This window comes from Amycolatopsis sp. NPDC004772, assembly GCF_053601215.1.
The window spans coordinates 1-13,782 of record NZ_JBSGBK010000106.1 but is presented as its reverse complement, the minus strand read 5'-3'; the positions used below and the strand labels follow the sequence as shown (position 1 = coordinate 13,782).

The window sequence follows — 13,782 nt, the reverse complement described above, 5'->3', positions numbered from 1 at the left end:
CCGCGCTCTGCGGAACACCACCGGTACCCTTCGGAAAGCGAACACCGAAATCGGACGTGGGTACCAGGGGGTACGAGCTGTGCACATCGACCAATGGCTGGAGGCGATCCCGCCGCTCTCGGTGTACCTGATCGTCGGTGCGGTGATCATGATCGAGAGCCTCGGGATTCCGCTGCCCGGCGAGATCGTGCTGGTCAGCGCGGCCCTGCTCGCGTCGCAGCACAGCAACCTGAGCCCGCTCTGGATCGGGATTCTGGCCAGTGCCGGCGCCATCATCGGTGACAGCATCGGGTACTTCATCGGGAAAACCGGTGGGCAACGGCTGTTCGCCTGGGCCGGCCGGAAATTCCCGAAGCATTTCGGGCCGGCGCACCTGGCCAACGCCGAACGGATCTTCAACAAACGTGGTGTGTGGGCCGTCTTCCTCGGGCGGTTCATCGCGTTCCTGCGGATCCTCGCCGGGCCTCTCGCCGGGTCGCTGCGGATGCACTACCCGAAGTTCCTGTTGGCGAACGCCGCCGGGGGCATCGTCTGGGCCGGGGGTACCACCGCCGCCGTCTATTACCTCGGCGTGGTGGCCGAAGAGTGGCTCGGCCGGTTCTCCAAGTTCGGCCTGGTGGCCGCCGTCCTCATCGGCGTGGTGGTCTTCTTCGTCATGAAGAAGCGCCTCGGCCGGAACCACCCGGAAGAGGAAAAGCAGGAAGAGACCGCCGCCTAGACCGCGACCAGGTCCCGCTTGGGCGCGAACCGCAACGAGCCCAGCAGCACCCCGGCGATCACGACGGCCGCCGCGCCGACCTCCAGCCAGGTCGGGCGCTCGCCCAGGATCAGGAACGACGCCGTCAGCCCGACCACCGGCACCAGCAGCGAGAACGGCGACACCACGCCCGCCGGGTTGCGGCGCATCAGCGTCGTCCACAGGCCCGAACCGACGACCGTGCCGATCAGCACCACGTACGTCAGCCCGGCGAGCGCGGTGAGGCCGGTCGGGGTGCCGAGCGTCGTCAGCGAACGCCACTGCGCGGCCGGGCCCTCCATGACCAGCGACAGCGCGAACATCGGCAGCGGCGGCACCACCGACATCCACAGCGTGAAGTGCAGCGGGTTGTCCGGCTCGGCCTTGCGCGTGCTCAGGTTGCCGAACGCCCAGCTCAGCGCGGCCAGCAGGGTCAGGACCATCGGCAGCAGCGCGGCGTGCCCGGACTGCTGCCACGCGATCGCGGCCATCCCGGCCACCGCCAGCGCGATGCCCGCCAGCTGGTGCGGCGTGACGCGTTCGCGCAGGAAGACGGCGCCGAGCAGCACCGTGAACGGCGCCGACGCCTGCAGCACCAGCGACGCCAGCCCGGTCGGCATCCCGCTGTCCATCGCGATGAACAGGAACGCGAACTGGCCGGTGCCGAACCCGAGGCCGTAGCCGAGCAGGTGCCGCACCTTCACCTTCGGCCACGGCACGAACAGGATCGTCGGCACGGCGATCACGGCGAACCGCAGCGCGCCCGCGAACACCGGCGGGAACTGCCCGAGTGTGGCGTGGATGGCCAGGAAGTTCAGGCCCCACAGGACGGCGACGAGCACGGCGAGCAGACGGTCACGAGCGGGCATGCCTCCACTGTGGCAACGCCGACCGTGAAGGACCAGCGAGAATATCTGCAGGAACCTTGTAGCGGAGCTTCAAGTACAGTGACGGCGTGGATCTGGGCCGGTTGCGCACGCTGCGGGAGTTCGCCGACCGCGGGAGCGTGACGGCGGCCGCGCGTGCCCTGCACTGCACGCCGTCCGCGGTTTCGCAGCAGCTGCGCGCGTTGCAGGGCGAAGTCGGCCTGCCGCTCACCGAGCCCGCGGGCCGGGGTCTGCGGCTGACCGACGCCGGCCGCGCGCTGGTCGCCCGCGCCGATGAGGTGCTCGCCGCGCTCGAACGGGCCGAGTCCGAACTGGACACCTACCGCAGCGCGCCGCGCGGGCGGGTGCGGATCGCCATCTTCCAGTCGGCCGGCCTGATGCTGCTGCCGGGGCTGCTGTCGCGCGTCGCCGGGTACGACGGCCTGGAGGTCGACGTCCGGGACGTCGACATGACGCCGCCGGAGGTGCCCGGCCTGGTCGCGGACTACGACATCGTCGTGGCGCACCGCGACGAGCACGCGCCGGAGTTCGACTCGAGCCGCCTCGAGGTGGTGCCGCTGCTGCGCGAACCGCTCGACGTCGCGCTGCCGACGGGGCACCGGCTGGCGAACCGGCGCCGCGTCGAACTGGCCGAGCTGGCCGACGAACGCTGGATCGGCGTCGACCACGGCTTCCCGGTGGACGACGTGCTGCGCTCGCTGACCGTCCGCACCGGCGTGCGGCCGGTCGTCGTCCAGCGGATCAACGACTTCCGGATCACCGAGCGGCTGGTCGCGGCCGGGCACGGCATCGCACTGGTGCCGCGCTACACGATCGACACCCGCCGGGGCAGTGGCCTGGTCAGCCGGCCGCTGGCCGGGATCCGCGCGGCCCGGCTGGTGGAGGCGGTGTGCCGCACGGGCGCGCTGCAGCGTCCGGCGGTGGCCAAGGTGATCGACGAACTCCGCGCGGAGATCGCCCAGCTCACCGCTTGAAGCCGCGCAGGTAGCCGAGCGCGATGCCGAGCGCGTCCTGCAGCGCCGTGAGGTCGTGGCGGAGGTGGGCCAGCAGCAGTCCACCTTGGACGGACGTCATCGCCGCCTGCGCGAGCCGGGCCGGGTCGGCGTCCGCGGCCAGTTCTCCGTTGTCCTGCAAGGCTTTCAGTCCGCGCGCCAGGTGGGACTCCCACGTCCGGTAGGCCTGGTCGACCAGCGGGGCCAGCTTCGGGTTGTCGCCCACCTCGCCCGCGAGGTTGCCCAGCGGGCAGGCGATCGGCCCGCCCGCGCGGCGGTGGACGTCGAGGAGCTGCTCGGTCCACGTCTCGAGGTCGGCCCAGGACGCCAGCGTGAAGATGGCCGGCTGGTTGCCGAGGATCTGCTCGAGGTACCGGTCGATCACGGCCGCGACCAGCTGTTCCTTGTTCTTGAAGTAGTGGTACATCTGCGATTTCCCGGCGCCGCTCGCGGCCAGCACCTTGTCGACGCTCGTGCCCGCGACGCCGTCGACGTACATCAGGCCCGCCGCCGCGTCGACGATCGCGTCGCGCGTGCGCTTGCCGCGCGGGGTCGAAGCCGCTTGCGCCTCCATGTACCGAATAGTACAGTTCGGCACACTGTACCGATCAGTACAACGAACTGAGGGGGAGCCATGACGCTCGACCAGGCCCTGACCGGGCTCAACGACCAGCTCCGCGGCGCCCTGCCGCCGGAGATCGCCGAGGTCCTCGAGGCGGACCGCCGCCGTGTCGCGACGGACTTCGCCGAGGTGGGCGCCAAGATCGAGGACTTCACGCTGCCGGGAGCCGACGGGACGTCGACGAGCCTGGGCGAGCTCGTTGCCGAGGGCCCGGCGGTGCTCGTGTTCTACCGCGGCCAGTGGTGCCCCTACTGCAACCTGACGCTGCGCACCTACCAGCAGGAACTGCTGCCCGAGCTGGCGAAGTCCGGCGCGAGGCTGGCGGCGATCAGCCCGCAGAAGCCGGACGGCGCGGTGCCGGACCTGGCGTTCCCGGTGCTCTCGGACGTCGGCAGCACGGTCGCGCGGGGGCTCGGGCTGAGCTATCCGGTCTCCGATGTCGTCCGCGAGGCGATGAAGACGCTGGGGACGGACCTCGAGGAGGTCAACGGCAGCTGGGAGCTGGTCCACCCGGCCGTCGTCGTGGTCGGCCGCGACCGGATGATCCGGTACATCGACGTCCACCCGGACTTCGTCACACGCACCGAACCGGCCGACATTCTCAAAGCGCTCTAGCCGACCGTTTCACGCTGTAGGTGATCACCGAACCCAGGATCAGGGCCACGGCCAGGGAGAGCAGCAGGCTGATCCCGGGTTCGGTGACGATCCGGCCGCCGGCGTAGCCGAGAAGGGCCACGTACGACGTCCAGAGTGTGACGCCGACGGCCGATGCGGTGAAGAACTCCGACATCGGCCACCGGAGCGATCCGGCGAGGAGGGCGCCCAGCGTCCCGCCCGACGGCAGCCAGCGGGCGACCACCAGCACCGGCCGGGGATGGCGCTGCAGCCGCCCGTCGAGCCAGCCGAGGCCGGCGGCAACCTTCTTCCGCCTGCTCAGCCGGTCCAGCGCCGCCCGGCCACCGAACCGGCCGAGGGCGTAGAGCGCCTGGTCGGACGCCAGGCACCCGGCACTCGCCACGGCGATCACCAGCGCCAGCGACGTCCCGCCCTGCGCCGCCGAGATGCCCATGCCGAGGATGGTCACCTCGGTGGGCAGCAGCGGCACGAGCGCGACGACGAACAGCACCAGCAGTCCCGCCGTCGATCCGTCCACACCTCCATTAACCGCCGGCCCGCCGCCGGGCACTCCCGATCGACGGGGACTCACAGCAACCCGACAGCTCTTCCACAGACTCGGGGAAACCATGCCAGGAGTTGTCATGGTTCGCCGTGAGGCTGAACGCATGAACACACTTTCCGGAAAAGTCGCACTGGTGGCGGGCGGGACGCGCGGCGCGAGCCGGGCGATCGCCGTCGAACTCGGCCGCGCGGGCGCTTTCGTGTACGTGACCGGCCGGACGACCCGTGCCGGACGGTCCGAAGTGGACCGCCCGGAGACGATCGAGGAGACGGCCGAGCTGGTCGAGCGGGCGGGTGGCGAGGCGGAAGCGATCCGCGTCGACCACCTGGTGCCGGAGGAGGTCGAGGCGCTGGCCAAGCGGATCGAGCGCCTCGACATCCTGGTCGACGGCCTCTGGGGCGGCGACCAGCACCTCGGCTGGGGCAAGCCGGTGTGGGAGCACGACCTGACGGCGGGCCTGCGCATGATCCGCCTCGGCATCGACGCGCACCTGATCACCAGCCACTTCCTGCTCCCGCTGCTGATCGGCCGCCCGGGCGGCCTGGTCGTCGAGCTGACCGACGGCACGGCCGAGTACAACGCGAAGTACCGCGAGGGGACGTCGCTGCCGTTCTACGTGGCGAAGGCGTCGGCGCACCTGCTGGCGATCGGCGAGGCGGCCGAGCTGGCTGCCTTCGGGGCGACCGCGGTCGGCTTCACACCGGGCTACCTGCGATCGGAGGCAATGCTGGAGCACTACGGGGTGACGGAGGAGAACTGGCGAGACGCCTGCTCGCGGGTGCCGCACTTCGCGATCGCCGAGTCGCCGACGTTCTGCGGCCGCACGGTGGTGGCACTGGCGGCGGACCCTGCGCGGCAGCGGTGGTCCGGGCAGACGGTGAGCAGCGGCCAGCTGGCGAAGGAGTACGAGGTGAACGACCTCGACGGCAGCCGCCCGGACGCCTGGCGGTACATGCGGGAGGTGGCGGACGCGGGCAAACCGGCGGATACGACCGGTTACCGCTGAGCGTTGCGGGCGGCCAGCTTCGCACCGATCGCGGCCAGGTCCGCCCGCAGCGAAGCCGGCTCCAGCACCTCGACACCCGGGCTGAGCGCGACCAGCTGGCCGAGGCCGATCTCGTCGTCTTCCAGGGCGAGTTCGGCCTCGGCCCAGCCGTCGGCGTCCGCCGCGCCCAGCGATACCACCGTGTCCCCGAGGTGCTCCCCGCCGAACACCCGCCGCAGCTCGCGGACCGCCGTCCGGTCCAGCCGGGCTCGGACTCGCAGCGGCCGGGCGACCTGCTCGAACGTCGCGGAAGACACCCGCCACCACTCGGCCAGGTCAAACTCCTCAGGCCGCTCGAAAGCCGTCTCGAGCTGGGCCGTCGAGAGGATCCGCGACACCCGGTACGTCCGCAGCGCGTCGTCCGGGACCACGCGCGCGACCAGGTACCAGACCCCCGCCTTCAGCACGAGCCCCAGCGGTTCGAGCTCCCGCGAAGCCACTTTGTCGCGGCGTCGATATGTCACCACAAGACGCCGCTGGGACCACACCGCCTGCGCCACCGCCGTCAGCGACGGCGGCTCGTCGGCGGCACCGAACCAGCCCGGCGCGTCCAGGTGGAACCGCCCGGCCACCAACGCCGCGTGTTCCTGCAGCTCGGCCGGCATGCCCGCGGACACCTTGGCCCGCGCCGCGCTGCTCGCCGTGTCCAGGCCGAGGCCCGCCAGTGCGGAAGGCACCCCCAGCGCGAAGAGCGCGACAGCCTCGCGCGCGGTGAGGCCGTCGAGCCCGGAGCGCCAGCCGTCGACCAGGCGGAAGCCGCCGTGCCGGCCTTGCTCCGTCCACAGCGGAACGCCCGCTTCGCGCAGCGCCGCCAGGTCGCGGTGCATCGTCCGCTCCGAAACGCCCAGCTCCGCAGCGAGCTCGGCGGCGGTCGCGCTGCGCCGCCGTTGCAGCGTGAACAGCAGCGCGACCAGCCGCTCGGCCCTCACCGGTTGGCGCGGTTCACCGCCGAGACGACCGCGCGCAGCGACGCCGTGACGATCGACGGGTCGATGCCGATGCCCCAGAACACGCGGTCGGAGATCGCGCACTCGATGTACGACGCCGCACGCGCGTCGTCGCCCGGGGAGAGCGTGTGCTCGCTGTAGTCCAGGAGGCGCAGGTCGTACCCGACCGTCGACAGCGCGTCGAAGAACGCCGCGATCGGGCCGTTGCCGCGGCCGGTGACCTCGTGCTCGTCACCCTCCACGCGGACCGTCGCGGTGATGTCGTACTCGCCGTCGCCGTTGTCGCGGACGTGCTGGCGGACCAGCTCCAGCGGCGTCTTCAGCTCCAGGTACTCGGCCGAGAAGGCGTTGTACATCGTCGTCGGGTCGACCTCGCCGCCCTCGGAGTCGGTGTAGCGCTGGATGACCTTCGAGAACTCGATCTGCAGCCGGCGCGGCAGGTCGAGCTGGTGCTCGGCCTTCATGATGTAGGCGACGCCGCCCTTGCCGGACTGCGAGTTCACCCGGATCACGGCCTCGTACGTGCGGCCGACGTCCTTCGGGTCGATCGGCAGGTACGGGACCTCCCACGGGTGCTCGTCGACCGGTACGCCCGCCTTGTCCGCGGCGTCCTTCAGCGCGTCGAGGCCCTTGTTGATGGCGTCCTGGTGGCTGCCCGAGAACGCGGTGAACACCAGGTCGCCACCCCACGGCGAGCGCTCGGGCACCGGCAGCTGGTTGCAGTACTCGACCGTCCGCTTGATCTCGTCCATGTCGGAGAAGTCGATCTGCGGGTCGATGCCCTGGCTGTAGAGGTTCATGCCCAGCGCGACCAGGTCGACGTTGCCGGTGCGCTCGCCGTTGCCGAACAGGCAGCCTTCGATCCGGTCCGCGCCGGCCTGGTAGCCCAGCTCGGCGGCGGCGATGCCAGTGCCGCGGTCGTTGTGCGGGTGCAGCGACAGGATCACCGAGTCGCGGCGGGCCAGGTTCCGGCTCATCCACTCGATCGAGTCGGCGTAGACGTTCGGGGTGGCCATCTCGACGGTGGCCGGCAGGTTCAGGATCACCGGCTTCTCCGGCGTCGGCTGCCAGATCTCGGTGACGGCGTTGCAGACCTCGAGCGCGTAGGACAGCTCGGTGCCGGTGTAGGACTCCGGCGAGTACTGGAACCGGAAGTCGGTGTCCGGCTGCTTCGCGGCCAGCTCGACGACCAGTTCGGCGGCCTGCGTGGCGATCTTCTTGATGCCCTCGCGCTCCTCGCGGAAGACCACGCGGCGCTGCAGGATCGACGTCGAGTTGTAGATGTGGACGATCGCGCGCGGCGCGCCTTCGAGGGCCTGGAAGGTCCGCTCGATCAGCTCGTGGCGGCACTGGGTCAGCACCTGGATGCTGACGTCGTCCGGGATGGCGTGGTCTTCGATGATTTCGCGGACGAAGTCGAAGTCCGTCTGGGACGCGGCCGGGAAACCGACCTCGATCTCCTTGTAGCCCATGCGGACCAGCAGGTCGAAGAACTTGCGCTTGCGCGCCGGCGACATCGGGTCGATCAGGGCCTGGTTGCCGTCACGCAGGTCGACGGCGCACCACAGCGGCGCGCGGTCGATGCGCTTTCCGGGCCAGGTGCGGTCGGGCAGGTCGATGTTCTCGACCAGGTCGTACCAGGGGCGGTAGCGGTGCACCGGCATGGACGTGCCGCGCTGGGTGTTCCAGGCGGGCTGGCCGGCGGGCGCGGGACGAGAAGGTTTGCGGATCTTGCTCATGGGATTTGGGGTGTCTCCAGCTCGACGGGTGCGACCGGCACCACGAAGCCCCGCGACGGGGAGCCGGTCCGGTCAGGCCCCGTCGCGGCAGCGAAGCAGGAGAGCACGCGCCACGGCCCCACCATAACCACGGAACGCTCGGTGAGGGAAGCCGGGCCGCGATGCATTCGTTACCCACATGGTTACTTGTGGGTAGCAATCGGCGTAGTGGCGTGCGAAACTGCGGGCATGGGTGAGCACGCAGAGTCGTCGTCGGAGGAGACCCGCGTCTCCGGCCGCGCGGCCGTCGACTGGCGCCAGACCCGGGGCAAGGTCGCCTCGCTGGTGGCGTCGGTCGTCCGCTGGGTCGGGCTGGTCTTCGCCGCGTTCCTGGTGATCCACGTGATCTTCACAGTCGGCTCGGCCAACCCGGACAACGGCATCGTGTCGTTCGTGAAGTCCTGGGCGGACAGCCTGGCCCTGGGCTTCAGCGACCTGTTCACGCCGAGTGACGAGAAGCTGCGCGTGCTGGTGAACTACGGCATCGCGGCGATCTTCTGGATGGTCGTGTCGGGCATCCTGGCCAAGGTCATCCGCCGCGTGGGCGGCGCTTCCTGACGCGTGACCGCGCCACGGCACCGACGCGGCGCGGTTCGCTTCGCCGATCCAGTGTGATCAAGCCCGTGACTCGCGTGATCGAAGCCGGAACTCCTGTGATCGGGGCCGGAACTCGCGAGTCCCGGCCCCGATCACGCGAGATACGGCTTCGATCACGCGAGCCCCGCCGGGAATCACGCGAGTCCCGGCTTAGACCGCCGGCTCGCCCCACTGGCCGGTGAACGCGAACTCCTCCAGCGGCAGCCGCACCCGGTCCGCCTTCTCGCGCTCGATCCGCCAGTCGTCCTCCAGCACGTCCGGCGACGCCGGCGACCCCACGGCGATCGCCACCTTCGGGACGGCGTCCTCCGGGAGTGAGAACGCCGCCTGGACCGCCTCCGGCGAGAAGCCCGCCATCTGGTGCGCGATCAACCCCAGCTCCACCGCCTGCAGCACGAGGTTCTCCGACGCCAGCCCCAGCCCGTACTCGGCGTACGGCACCGCGCCCTTCTCGTTCGTCGTCACCATCACGCCGATCAGGAGCAGGCTCGCCCGGTGGGCCCACGCCTGGTTGCCCGAGTTCAACGTCCCCAAGATCGCGTCGAACGACGGGGTGCCGCGGACGCCCACCAGGTAGCGGGCCGGCTGGGTGTTGCCGAACGACGGCGCCCAGCGGGCCGCCTCCAGCAACGCCCGTACCTGCTCGTGGGTGACGACGGCTGACTCGTCGTAGGCCCGGGGGCTCCACCGTTCCGCCATCAGGGTTGCGATCGGGATGCTCGTCACAGCTGGTTTCCGCACGCCGACGACACTACCCACGAGTGCTGTGCGTCACTCGGGAGGAAGGGCTCCGCGCATTCCGTTGGCATCGCGGAAGATTTACTTCCCGGACCGCCGCCGGACGGGTGCGCCCCACGTCAAGAGGGTGGCGGGCCGCCGAAGCCCCGGTAGGCTCCAGTTCAAATCATGGGACGCGGGGGCTCTCCGGTGCCCACCAGGGAGCCGCCCGGCCCGCGAGGAGGTTCGGGCGTGGCCCTCGTGGTCCAGAAGTACGGCGGATCGTCGCTGGAAAGTGCCGACCGGATCAAGCGCGTGGCGGAACGGATCGTCGCGACGAAGAAGGCGGGCAACGACGTCGTCGTCGTCTGCTCGGCGATGGGTGACACCACCGACGAGCTGCTCGACCTGGCGCAGCAGGTCAACCCGGCGCCGCCGGAGCGGGAGATGGACATGCTGCTCACCGCCGGTGAGCGCATCTCGAACTCGCTGGTCGCGATGGCGATCGCGGCCCAGGGGGCCGAGGCGTGGTCGTTCACCGGTTCGCAGGCCGGCGTCGTCACGACGTCGGTGCACGGCAACGCGCGCATCATCGACGTCACCCCGAGCCGCGTCACCGAAGCCCTCGAGCAGGGCTACATCGCGCTGGTCGCCGGCTTCCAGGGCGTCGCGCAGGACACCAAGGACATCACCACGCTGGGCCGCGGCGGCTCGGACACCACCGCCGTCGCGCTGGCCGCCGCGCTGAACGCCGACGTCTGTGAGATCTACTCCGATGTGGACGGTGTGTACACCGCCGACCCGCGGGTGGTGCCGGACGCGAAGAAGCTCGACACCGTCACGTACGAAGAGATGCTCGAGCTCGCCGCGAGCGGGTCCAAGATCCTGCACCTGCGGTCGGTCGAGTACGCGCGCCGCTACGGCGTCCCGATCCGAGTCCGTTCTTCCTACAGCGACAAGCCGGGCACGACGGTGACCGGTTCTATCGAGGAGATCCCCGTGGAACAAGCCCTGATCACCGGTGTGGCGCACGACCGCTCCGAAGCCAAGATCACGGTGACCGGAGTGCCGGACACCACCGGTGCCGCGGCCCGGATCTTCCGCGTGATCGCCGACGCCGAGATCGACATCGACATGGTGCTGCAGAACGTGTCCAGCACCGTCTCCGGCCGCACGGACATCACGTTCACGCTGTCGAAGGCCAACGGCGCCAAGGCCGTCAAGGAACTCGAGAAGGTCAAGGAGGAGATCGGCTTCGAGTCGGTCCTCTACGACGACCACGTCGGCAAGGTGTCGCTCGTCGGCGCCGGGATGCGCTCGCACCCGGGTGTCACGGCGACGTTCTGCGAAGCGCTGGCCGAGGCCGGCGTCAACATCGAAATCATCAACACCTCGGAGATCCGCATCTCGGTGCTGATCCGGGACGCGCAGCTCGACGACGCCGTGCGCGCGATCCACGAGGCGTTCGAACTCGGCGGCGACGAAGAAGCCGTCGTCTACGCGGGGAGTGGTCGCTGATGGCGGACGGGCTGCGGGTCGGGGTGGTCGGCGCGACCGGCCAGGTCGGCGCGGTGATGCGCAAGCTGCTGGCGGAGCGGGAGTTCCCGATCGCCGAGCTGCGCTACTTCGCTTCGGCGCGCTCGGCGGGGACGAAGCTTCCCTGGCGCGACACCGAAATCACGGTCGAGGACGCCGAGACTGCCGATCCGTCCGGTTTGGACATCGCACTGTTCTCGGCGGGCGGCTCGACGTCGAAGGCGCAGGCCCCGCGGTTCGCCGCGGCGGGGGTCACGGTGATCGACAACTCCTCGGCGTTCCGGATGGACCCGGACGTGCCGCTGGTCGTCAGCGAGGTCAACCCGCAAGCCGTCAAGGAGGCGCGGAAGGGGATCATCGCGAACCCCAACTGCACCACCATGGCCGCGATGCCGGTGCTGAAGCCGCTGCACGACGAGGCCGGGCTGGTCCGGCTGGTCGCGTCGACGTACCAGGCGGTGTCCGGCAGCGGGCTGGCCGGCGTCGACGAGCTCGCCGGGCAGGTGAAGGCGGCGGCCGAGCACGCTTCGCTGCTGACCCACGACGGCGCGGCCATCGAGTTCCCGCAGCCGGAGAAGTACGTCCGCCCGATCGCGTTCAACGTCCTCCCGATGGCCGGGTCCATTGTGGACGACGGCGAGCTGGAAACGGACGAGGAGAAGAAGTTCCGCAACGAGAGCCGCAAGATCCTGAGCATCCCTGGCCTCGGCGTCTCGTGCACCTGCGTGCGCGTGCCGGTGTTCTCGGGGCACTCGATCTCGGTGAACGCGGAGTTCGAGCGGCCGCTGTCGGTCGAGCGCGCGACGGAGCTGCTGACGCACGCGGCCGGGGTCGAGCTGTCGGAGATCCCGACCCCCCTGCAGGCGGCGGGCAACGACCCGAGCTACGTCGGCCGCATCCGGGTGGACCAGGGCGTCGAGGGCGGCCGCGGGCTGGCGCTGTTCATCTCGAACGACAACCTGCGCAAGGGTGCGGCGCTCAACGCCGTGCAGATCGCGGAGCTGGTGGCCCAGCAGATCTGACCACAGTGGACAGCTGAATAATCGCTTGGCCGTTTCGCGGCGCTCGGGGGATCCTGAGCGCCGCGAAACGCTTTCAAGGGGAGGAAACCATGTACACCGCTGTCGAAGGGGCCCGCGTCCCGATCCGGATGTGGGCGGACCCCGCGTCGGTCGAAGACCAGGCCATGCGGCAGCTGCACAACGTCGCGAACCTGCCGTGGGTGCACGGCGTCGCCGTGATGCCCGACGTCCACTACGGCAAGGGCGCCACCGTCGGCAGCGTCATCGCCATGCGCGACGCCGTGTCGCCGGCCGCGGTCGGTGTCGACATCGGGTGCGGGATGAGCGCCGTCCGGACGTCGCTCACCGCCGCCGACCTGCCCGACGACCTCGGGAAGCTGCGCCGGCGCATCGAATCGGCCGTGCCGGTCGGGTTCGGGCTGCACAAGACGCCGGTGAACCCGGCGAAGGTGCACGGTGTCGGTGGCTGGGACGCGTTCTGGAAGCAGCTCGGCCAGCTGCACACCGGCGTCCAGGAGCTGCACGACCGGGCCGCGCGGCAGATCGGCAGCCTCGGCGGCGGCAACCACTTCATCGAGGTCTGCCTCGATGACGACGGCCGTGTCTGGCTGATGCTGCATTCGGGTTCGCGCAACATCGGCAAGGAGCTGGCCGAGCGGCACATGGCCGTCGCGCGGAAGCTGCCGCACAACGCCGACCTGCCCGACCCGGACCTCGCGGTGTTCGTCGCCGGCACGCCGGAGATGCAGGCCTACCGGCGTGACCTGTTCTGGGCGCAGGACTACGCGGCGCGCAACCGCGCCACGATGGTCGCGCTGGTGAAGCAGGCGGTGCGCGACGAGCTCCCGCAGGTGACCTTCGACGACGCGATTTCGTGCCACCACAACTACGTCGCCGAGGAAACCTACGACGGCGTCGAACTGCTCGTCACCCGGAAGGGCGCGATCCGCGCCGGATCGGGTGACCTCGGGATCATCCCGGGCAGCATGGGGACCGGTTCGTACATCGTCCGCGGGCTGGGCAACGACTCGTCGTTCCAGTCGGCTTCGCACGGCGCCGGGCGCCGGATGTCGCGCAACAAGGCCAAGAAGCTGTTCACCGCGGACGACCTGGCGGCGCAGACGGCCGGCGTCGAGTGTCGCAAGGACTCCGGCGTGGTCGACGAGATCCCGGCGGCGTACAAGGACATCGAAACGGTGATCCGCGCGCAGACGGACCTGGTCGAGGTCGTGGCGCACCTCAAGCAGGTGGTCTGCGTCAAGGGCTGACGGTACCTTGGCGCCATGACGAGGGGTGGAACGACGGCCGCGTTGCTGGCCGCGAGCGCACTGCTGCTGGGCGGGTGCGCCGAGGTCGGCAACGCGGTCGACCAAGGGGCGAAGACCGTCGGCAAGGTGGGCGTCTGCACCGAGGCACTCGGGCTCGCGGACCTGAACCCGCTGGTCGACCCGGACAAGCTCAAGGCGCGGGCCGCGGACAAGGAGAGGCGGCTGCGCGAGCTCGCTTCGGACGTCCAGGACCAGAACGTCAAGAATGCGCTGCTCGGCATGGCCGGGTCCTACGTCGAGGTGCAGAAGGAACGCATCGAGGACGCCGGCGTCGTGGCCGGCTGGGTGCAGCGCAACGTCAAGAAGCTCGACGCCCTCCGCACCGCCTGCAGCTAGCGAGCACCCGGCTCTCATGCGCCCCAATGTGGCGTTCGGTGCGTTCAACGCACCGAACG

Annotated in this window: 15 protein-coding genes; 9 read left to right on the top strand and 6 right to left on the bottom strand. The window is 70.3% G+C overall.

The genetic code is table 11. The annotated features are described in order from the left end of the window. The first annotated feature begins 79 nt into the window (after positions 1-79). Positions 80-718 carry a DedA family protein gene (locus ACWEF6_RS37960; RefSeq protein ID WP_310969266.1) on the top strand — a complete coding sequence of 213 codons (639 nt, stop codon included), beginning with the start codon at positions 80-82 and terminating at the stop codon, positions 716-718. Here ACWEF6_RS37960 and ACWEF6_RS37955 read toward each other — a convergent pair. Beyond that, on the bottom strand, positions 715-1,605 hold the full coding sequence (locus tag ACWEF6_RS37955; RefSeq protein ID WP_449687378.1) for an EamA family transporter: 891 nt from the start codon (positions 1,603-1,605) through the stop codon (positions 715-717). The two genes, ACWEF6_RS37960 and ACWEF6_RS37955, sit on opposite strands and share 4 nt — an antisense overlap. Positions 1,606-1,691: 86 nt before the next feature. On the opposite strand from ACWEF6_RS37955, the gene ACWEF6_RS37950 reads away from it, so the two are divergent. Continuing rightward, positions 1,692-2,597 carry a LysR family transcriptional regulator gene (locus tag ACWEF6_RS37950; RefSeq protein ID WP_310969263.1) on the top strand — a complete coding sequence of 302 codons (906 nt, stop codon included), beginning with the start codon at positions 1,692-1,694 and terminating at the stop codon, positions 2,595-2,597. Here ACWEF6_RS37950 and ACWEF6_RS37945 read toward each other — a convergent pair. Then, positions 2,587-3,189: a TetR/AcrR family transcriptional regulator gene (locus ACWEF6_RS37945; RefSeq protein WP_449687377.1), complete on the bottom strand. Its 603-nt coding sequence runs from the start codon at positions 3,187-3,189 to the stop codon at positions 2,587-2,589. The genes ACWEF6_RS37950 and ACWEF6_RS37945 overlap by 11 nt on opposite strands. 60 nt (positions 3,190-3,249) lie before the next feature. Between ACWEF6_RS37945 and ACWEF6_RS37940 the strand changes: the two genes are divergently transcribed. Then, positions 3,250-3,852 (top strand): peroxiredoxin-like family protein, encoded by a 603-nt coding sequence (locus ACWEF6_RS37940; protein WP_449687376.1) that lies wholly within the window; start codon positions 3,250-3,252, stop codon positions 3,850-3,852. Here ACWEF6_RS37940 and ACWEF6_RS37935 read toward each other — a convergent pair. Then, positions 3,839-4,390 carry a DedA family protein gene (locus tag ACWEF6_RS37935; RefSeq protein ID WP_449687374.1) on the bottom strand — a complete coding sequence of 184 codons (552 nt, stop codon included), beginning with the start codon at positions 4,388-4,390 and terminating at the stop codon, positions 3,839-3,841. The two genes, ACWEF6_RS37940 and ACWEF6_RS37935, sit on opposite strands and share 14 nt — an antisense overlap. A gap of 130 nt (positions 4,391-4,520) precedes the next feature. Between ACWEF6_RS37935 and ACWEF6_RS37930 the strand changes: the two genes are divergently transcribed. After that, complete coding sequence (locus ACWEF6_RS37930) at positions 4,521-5,423, top strand: SDR family oxidoreductase (protein ID WP_449687373.1); 903 nt, start codon at positions 4,521-4,523, stop codon at positions 5,421-5,423. On the opposite strand, the gene ACWEF6_RS37925 is transcribed toward ACWEF6_RS37930, so the two are convergent. Both ACWEF6_RS37925 and leuA read right to left on the bottom strand, forming a co-directional pair. Continuing rightward, on the bottom strand, positions 5,414-6,391 hold the full coding sequence (locus ACWEF6_RS37925) for a helix-turn-helix transcriptional regulator (RefSeq protein ID WP_449687372.1): 978 nt from the start codon (positions 6,389-6,391) through the stop codon (positions 5,414-5,416). The two genes, ACWEF6_RS37930 and ACWEF6_RS37925, sit on opposite strands and share 10 nt — an antisense overlap. Continuing rightward, positions 6,388-8,148, bottom strand: coding sequence for a 2-isopropylmalate synthase (leuA, locus tag ACWEF6_RS37920; protein WP_449687371.1), 1,761 nt, complete (start codon positions 8,146-8,148; stop codon positions 6,388-6,390). The genes ACWEF6_RS37925 and leuA overlap by 4 nt, the downstream gene beginning before the upstream one ends. Before the next feature lie 228 nt (positions 8,149-8,376). On the opposite strand from leuA, the gene ACWEF6_RS37915 reads away from it, so the two are divergent. Continuing rightward, positions 8,377-8,745 (top strand): hypothetical protein, encoded by a 369-nt coding sequence (locus ACWEF6_RS37915; protein ID WP_449687370.1) that lies wholly within the window; start codon positions 8,377-8,379, stop codon positions 8,743-8,745. A 189-nt stretch (positions 8,746-8,934) separates the two neighbouring features. Here ACWEF6_RS37915 and ACWEF6_RS37910 read toward each other — a convergent pair whose 3' ends face one another. Next, a complete protein-coding gene (locus ACWEF6_RS37910) occupies positions 8,935-9,525 on the bottom strand; it encodes a nitroreductase family protein (protein ID WP_449687369.1) in 591 nt (196 codons plus the stop codon). A 228-nt stretch (positions 9,526-9,753) separates the two neighbouring features. On the opposite strand from ACWEF6_RS37910, the gene ACWEF6_RS37905 reads away from it, so the two are divergent. The 4 genes from ACWEF6_RS37905 (at position 9,754) to ACWEF6_RS37890 (ending at position 13,723) form a co-directional block, all read left to right on the top strand. Continuing rightward, a complete protein-coding gene (locus ACWEF6_RS37905; RefSeq protein WP_449687368.1) occupies positions 9,754-11,019 on the top strand; it encodes an aspartate kinase in 1,266 nt (421 codons plus the stop codon). Next, positions 11,019-12,059 carry an aspartate-semialdehyde dehydrogenase gene (locus tag ACWEF6_RS37900; protein ID WP_449687367.1) on the top strand — a complete coding sequence of 347 codons (1,041 nt, stop codon included), beginning with the start codon at positions 11,019-11,021 and terminating at the stop codon, positions 12,057-12,059. Before ACWEF6_RS37905 ends, ACWEF6_RS37900 begins: the two co-directional genes overlap by 1 nt. A gap of 89 nt (positions 12,060-12,148) precedes the next feature. Next, on the top strand, positions 12,149-13,327 hold the full coding sequence (locus ACWEF6_RS37895; protein ID WP_449687366.1) for an RtcB family protein: 1,179 nt from the start codon (positions 12,149-12,151) through the stop codon (positions 13,325-13,327). 15 nt (positions 13,328-13,342) lie between these two features. Continuing rightward, positions 13,343-13,723, top strand: a complete 381-nt coding sequence (locus ACWEF6_RS37890) for a hypothetical protein (protein ID WP_449687365.1) — start codon at positions 13,343-13,345, stop codon at positions 13,721-13,723. Positions 13,724-13,782: the final 59 nt, after the last annotated feature.

Excerpts from the sequence above, each read along its gene's own strand:
- ACWEF6_RS37915 (WP_449687370.1), top strand. The coding sequence starts at position 8,377 with ATGGGTGAGCACGCAGAGTCGTCGTCGGAGGAGACCCGCGTCTCCGGC.
- ACWEF6_RS37945 (WP_449687377.1), bottom strand. The coding sequence starts at position 3,189 with ATGGAGGCGCAAGCGGCTTCGACCCCGCGCGGCAAGCGCACGCGCGAC.
- ACWEF6_RS37955 (WP_449687378.1), bottom strand. The coding sequence starts at position 1,605 with ATGCCCGCTCGTGACCGTCTGCTCGCCGTGCTCGTCGCCGTCCTGTGG.
- ACWEF6_RS37940 (WP_449687376.1), top strand. The coding sequence starts at position 3,250 with ATGACGCTCGACCAGGCCCTGACCGGGCTCAACGACCAGCTCCGCGGC.
- ACWEF6_RS37895 (WP_449687366.1), top strand. The coding sequence starts at position 12,149 with ATGTACACCGCTGTCGAAGGGGCCCGCGTCCCGATCCGGATGTGGGCG.
- ACWEF6_RS37900 (WP_449687367.1), top strand. The coding sequence starts at position 11,019 with ATGGCGGACGGGCTGCGGGTCGGGGTGGTCGGCGCGACCGGCCAGGTC.
- ACWEF6_RS37890 (WP_449687365.1), top strand. The coding sequence starts at position 13,343 with ATGACGAGGGGTGGAACGACGGCCGCGTTGCTGGCCGCGAGCGCACTG.
- ACWEF6_RS37930 (WP_449687373.1), top strand. The coding sequence starts at position 4,521 with ATGAACACACTTTCCGGAAAAGTCGCACTGGTGGCGGGCGGGACGCGC.
- leuA (WP_449687371.1), bottom strand. The coding sequence starts at position 8,148 with ATGAGCAAGATCCGCAAACCTTCTCGTCCCGCGCCCGCCGGCCAGCCC.